Below are 4,939 nucleotides of genomic sequence, written 5' to 3' on the forward strand. Positions count from 1 at the left end.
CCCATGCCTCGGCGCCTCCGTGACCACTCCGTCGGAGAATAGCGATGCGTCCCGGGGTCCTCGGGTCGAGCCCGACGACGACGATCTTGGTGGAGGGCAGGGCCTCTTCCGGCACTCCCGCACGAACATCGCCCCCCGGCGCCCTTCCTACCGCTGGCGTTCGCGCCAGTGGGGATCGATCCAGGGCCGCTTGTCGGGCTCGGGGGTCAGCATGCCGTCGCCGAGAATGTGGTCGGCGGCCTTCTCGCCGACCATGATCGAGGGGCCGTTGAGATTGCCGTAGGGGATGCGCGGAAAGATCGAGGAATCGGCCAGCCGCAGGTTCTCGGTGCCGATCACCCGGCAGGCCGGGTCGACCACCGCGTCCGGATCGTCGGCCGCCCCGAGGCGGCAGGTGCCGCAGGGATGATAGGCGCTCTCGGCATGTTCGGCGATGAAGGCGTCGAGTTCGGCATCGCTCTGCACCGATGCGCCGGGCTGGATTTCCGGCCCGCGATAATCGTCGAAGGCGGCCTGGGCGAAGAGTTCGCGGGTCAGCCGGATCGCCTGCCGGAACTCGGGGAAATCGTCCGGATGCGTCATGTAGTTGAAGCGGATCGAGGGCGCAGCGCCCGGATCGTCGCTCTTCAGCCGGATCCGGCCGCGCGACTTGGAGCGCATCGGCCCGACATGGGCCTGGAAGCCGTGGCCGGGGGCCGCGGCCTGCCCGTCGTAGCGGATCGCGCCGGGCAGGAAGTGATACTGGATGTCGGGATATTCGATCCCCGCCGCCGAGCGGATGAAGCCCGCCGCCTCGAAATGGTTGGTGGCGCCGTAGCCGGTGTGCATCAGCATCCATTCCAGGCCGACGCGGCCCTTGGCGAAGAGATGCAGATAGCCGTTGAGGGTGATCGGCTGGGTGCAGGATTGCTGGATATAGACCTCCAGGTGATCCTGCAGGTTCCGGCCGACGCCGGGCCGCGCCACCCTGGTGCGGATGCCGACGCGCGACAGTTCCGCCGGATCGCCGATGCCCGAATGCATGAGGATGGTCGGCGAATTGATGGCGCCGGCGGCCAGCACCACCTCGCGCCGGGCCCGCACGATGCCGGTGCGCCGGCCCCGCCGGCCGATCTCGACGCCGACGGCGCGGGTGCCCTCGAAGGCGATGCGCGCGACATTGCCATGCACCAGCCGGCAATTGCCGCGGGCCATGGCGGGGCGCAGATAGGCGTTGGCGGCCGACCAGCGCCGGCCGCGCCAGATCGTCTGCTGCATCGGGCCAAAGCCCTCCGGCTTCTCGCCGTTATAGTCGTCGGTCAGCGGATAGCCGGCCTGTCTGCCGGCCTCGATGAAGGCGCCGTAGAGCGGGTTCTCCATGGCGCCGCGCTGGACGTTGAGCGGCCCGGACACGCCGCGCCAGGCCGGATCGCCGGCCGGCAGTCCGTCGGCGCGGGGCTCGGTGCCGCCGCCCTCGAAGCATTCCATCCGCTTGAAATAGGGCAGGACATCGCCGTAGCCCCAGCCCGCTGCGCCGCTCTCGGCCCAATGGTCGAAATCCTTGGCGTGGCCGCGCACATAGACCATGCCGTTGATCGAGGACGAGCCGCCGATGACGCGGCCGCGGGGCGTCGCCAGCCGGCGGCCGGCCAGCGTCTCTTCCGGCTCGGCCCGGTAGCCCCAGTCGTAGCGCGCCATGTTCATCGGAAAGGACAGCGCGCCCGGCATCTGGATGAAAGGTCCCGCGTCGGTGCCGCCGGCCTCGACCACGACGACGTCGTAGCGCCCGGATTCCGACAGGCGGTAGGCCAGCGCCGAACCGGCCGAGCCGGAGCCGACGACGACGTAGTCGGCTTCGTCGAGGGTCTTCATGGAGCGATCTCCGCGTCGATGACCCGCTCGATCATCCGCACGGCAGCGGCGCGATCGGGCGCGGTGAGGGGTGTCAGGGCCTGGCGCAGCCAGACACCGTCGATCATGGCGCCGGCGGCGGCGGCGACGGAGACCGCGGCGACCGGGCCGACCAGCGGCTCCAGGCCCGAGATGAGATTTGTCTCCAGCCGCCGGAAATAGACGCGTAGCAGGCGCGCCGCTTCCGAGGAGCGCCGGGCATAGACGTAGAAGACCAGCCAGGCGCTGATCGCTTCGCGGCGGAACTGGCTTTCGTCGAAGGCCGCCTCGATCACCGCCGAGACGCGCTCGCGGGGCGTGCGCGATGCGATCAACCGCCGGGTGACCTCGGCGCGGAACTCGCGCAGCAACTGGCGCATGGCGGCGATCAGCAGATCGTCCTTGGCGCCGAAATAATGATGGGCGAGGGCGGGCGAGACGCCGGCCCGCGCCGCGATGTCGGCCATGGTCACTTCGATCGAGCCGGCCTGTTCGACGGCGCCGATCACGGCACCAATCAACGCCTGGCGGCGCTCGGTCTCGATTCCGCCGCGACCGAGGCGGGGCATTTTCAACTGGGTCATGCCGTAAAGATAATGATGTTGATTGATCAGTCAATCAATTGTGGCGAGGCGCGTACCCCAGCGATCGGGCAAGCGGTTGCACAGGCGGTCCGCAACCCTGTTCAAACCGCCCGTCCTCTGCCTATCATCGGCAGATGCGCGGCGCGCCCGGCGATCCGCCCGGCCTTTTTCGGGATCCTGGCATCCCTCAGCGAAAGAGATGTGACATGAGGCTACTGACAGGGGTCGCGGCCATCGCGCTGACGGCGGCAATGGCGGGCCCGGCGCTCGCCGACTACACGCTGACGATCCTTCACACCAACGACATGCACAGCCGGATCGAGCCGATCAACAAGTACGATTCCACCTGTTCAGCCGACGAACTGGCGGAAGCCAAGTGCTTCGGCGGGTCGGCGCGGCTCCTGTCGGGCATCCGGGCAGCGCGCGAGGCTCATCCCAACACGCTGCTCGTCGACGGCGGCGACCAGTTCCAGGGCACGCTGTTCTACACCCGCTACAAGGGCAAGGCCGCGGCCGAGATGATGAACGCGCTCGGCTATGACGCCATGACCGTCGGCAACCACGAATTCGACGACGGTCCGAAGGTGCTGCGGGCCTTCATGGAAGAGGTCGAGTTCCCGATCCTGCTCGCCAATGCCGACATCTCGGCCGAGCCGGAACTCGCCGAGACGCTGAAGCCCTCGGCGGTGATCGAGAAGGACGGCGAAACGATCGGCCTGATCGGGGTGACGCCGGCCGACACCGGCGAATTGTCGAGCGCCGGTCCCAATGTGCGCTTTTCCGATCCCATCGAGGCGGTCCGCGCCGAGGTCGACCGGCTGACCGGCGAGGGCGTCACCAAGATCGTGCTCCTCAGCCATTCCGGCTACGCCGTCGACCAGCGCATCGCCGCGGCCGTCAGCGGCATCGACGTCATCGTCGGCGGGCATTCCAACACGCTTCTGTCCAACACCGACGAGAAGGCCGCCGGTCCCTATCCGACCATGGTGCCGAACCCGGACGGCGTCGACGTGCCGATCGTCCAGGCCTACGCCTATGGCAAGTATCTCGGCGAACTGACAGTGACCTTCGACGATTCCGGTGTGGTCACCACCGCGGTCGGCAATCCGGTGATCATGGATGGCGAGATCGCCGAGGACAGCGACCTCAAGACGCGCATCGAGGAACTGGCCAAGCCCCTGCAGGAAATCCGGGAGAAGGTCGTCGGCCGGACCGAAGACCCCATCGACGGGTCGCGCGACACCTGCCGGGTGCAGGAATGCGAGATGGGCAATCTCGTCGCCGACGCCATGCTGGCCCGTGTCGCCGACCAGGGCACGGCGGTCGCCATCGTCAATGGCGGCGGCCTGCGCGCCTCGATCGACGCCGGCGAGATCACCATGGGTGACGTGCTGACGGTGCTGCCCTTCCAGAACACCCTGTCGACTTTCAAGCTGACCGGCGCCGACATCAAGGCGGCGCTCGAGAACGGCGTCTCCGAGGTCGAGGAGGGCGGCGGCCGCTTCCCGCAGGTGGCCGGTCTCAGATACGGCTGGTCGCGGGCCGGCACGCCGGGCGAGGATCGCATCCGCTCGGTCGAGATCCGCGAGGGCGATCGCTACGTGCCGCTCGATCCGGAGAAGACCTATCTCGTCGTCTCAAACAATTTCATGCGCGGCGGCGGCGACGGCTATGGCGTCTTCGCCGAGAAGGGCACCGAGGCCTATGATTTCGGGCCGGCGCTGGAAGAGGTGGTGGTCGAGTATCTCGCCCGCGACAACGCCGCCTATGCGCCCTTCACCGAGGGCCGCATCACCGAGATGCAGTAGGCGGCTCCCGCGCGCCGCGCTATGGGGAAAGGGCCGGCGCCAGCGCCGGCCTTTTGCGTGGGGGGCGTCGATGACCGAGAGACTGAACAGGATCGGCTGGAACGAGGGACTGGCCGCACTGTCGATCGTCGTCGCCACGGCGGTGATCCTTCTGGCCATGGGCCGCACGCCGATCTGCGAATGCGGCACGATCAAGCTGTGGCACGGCGTCGTGGTCAGTTCGGAAAATTCCCAGCATCTGTCCGACTGGTACTCGCCGTCGCACCTGATCCACGGCTTCCTGTTCTTCTTCGCCGGCTGGCTGGTCCTGCGCCGCGCCAGCTTCGGCACACGGCTGATCCTCGCTTTGGCGGTCGAATGCGCCTGGGAGATCGCCGAGAACACCGATGCGGTGATCCAGCGCTACCGCGAGGCGACGATCGCCCTCGACTATTACGGCGACAGCGTCCTGAACTCGGTGGCCGACATCGGCTTCATGGTGCTGGGGTTCTGGCTGGCGAGCCGGCTGCCGATCTGGCTGACCGTGGCGATCGCCGTGGGGCTGGAGATCTTCGTCGGCTGGATGATCCGCGACAATCTCACCCTCAATGTCCTGATGCTGCTGTGGCCGCTGGACGCGGTAAAGGCCTGGCAGGGCGGCGCCTAGGCGCGGCCGGGCAACAGGCAACAGGCAGAAGT

Annotated in this window: 4 protein-coding genes; 2 read left to right on the plus strand and 2 right to left on the minus strand. The window is 67.9% G+C overall.

The window, feature by feature from the left end:
* Positions 1–147: 147 nt before the first annotated feature.
* The gene (betA, locus tag SI859A1_RS19200; protein ID WP_009211329.1) at positions 148–1,851 is read right to left on the minus strand and encodes a choline dehydrogenase; all 1,704 of its coding nucleotides are present in this window, start codon (positions 1,849–1,851) and stop codon (positions 148–150) included.
* Positions 1,848–2,453: a choline-binding transcriptional repressor BetI gene (gene betI / locus SI859A1_RS19205; protein WP_244401086.1), complete on the minus strand. Its 606-nt coding sequence runs from the start codon at positions 2,451–2,453 to the stop codon at positions 1,848–1,850. Before betI ends, betA begins: the two co-directional genes overlap by 4 nt.
* Positions 2,454–2,659: 206 nt before the next feature.
* On the opposite strand from betI, the gene SI859A1_RS19210 reads away from it, so the two are divergent.
* Together SI859A1_RS19210 and SI859A1_RS19215 are read left to right on the plus strand one after the other, a co-directional pair.
* Positions 2,660–4,261, plus strand: coding sequence for a bifunctional metallophosphatase/5'-nucleotidase (locus tag SI859A1_RS19210; RefSeq protein ID WP_009211330.1), 1,602 nt, complete (start codon positions 2,660–2,662; stop codon positions 4,259–4,261).
* Between the two features lie 70 nt (positions 4,262–4,331).
* Positions 4,332–4,907, plus strand: coding sequence for a DUF2585 domain-containing protein (locus SI859A1_RS19215; RefSeq protein WP_009211331.1), 576 nt, complete (start codon positions 4,332–4,334; stop codon positions 4,905–4,907).
* Positions 4,908–4,939 lie beyond the last annotated feature (32 nt).

The sequence above is a fragment of the Aurantimonas manganoxydans SI85-9A1 genome, assembly GCF_000153465.1.
GTDB classification, from domain to species: Bacteria; Pseudomonadota; Alphaproteobacteria; order Rhizobiales; family Rhizobiaceae; genus Aurantimonas; species Aurantimonas manganoxydans.

What these genes read in the sequence shown, in the direction of transcription:
- betA (WP_009211329.1), bottom strand. Translation starts at nt 1,851, where the DNA reads ATGAAGACCCTCGACGAAGCCGACTACGTCGTCGTCGGCTCCGGCTCG.
- betI (WP_244401086.1), bottom strand. Translation starts at nt 2,453, where the DNA reads ATGACCCAGTTGAAAATGCCCCGCCTCGGTCGCGGCGGAATCGAGACC.
- SI859A1_RS19210 (WP_009211330.1), top strand. Translation starts at nt 2,660, where the DNA reads ATGAGGCTACTGACAGGGGTCGCGGCCATCGCGCTGACGGCGGCAATG.
- SI859A1_RS19215 (WP_009211331.1), top strand. Translation starts at nt 4,332, where the DNA reads ATGACCGAGAGACTGAACAGGATCGGCTGGAACGAGGGACTGGCCGCA.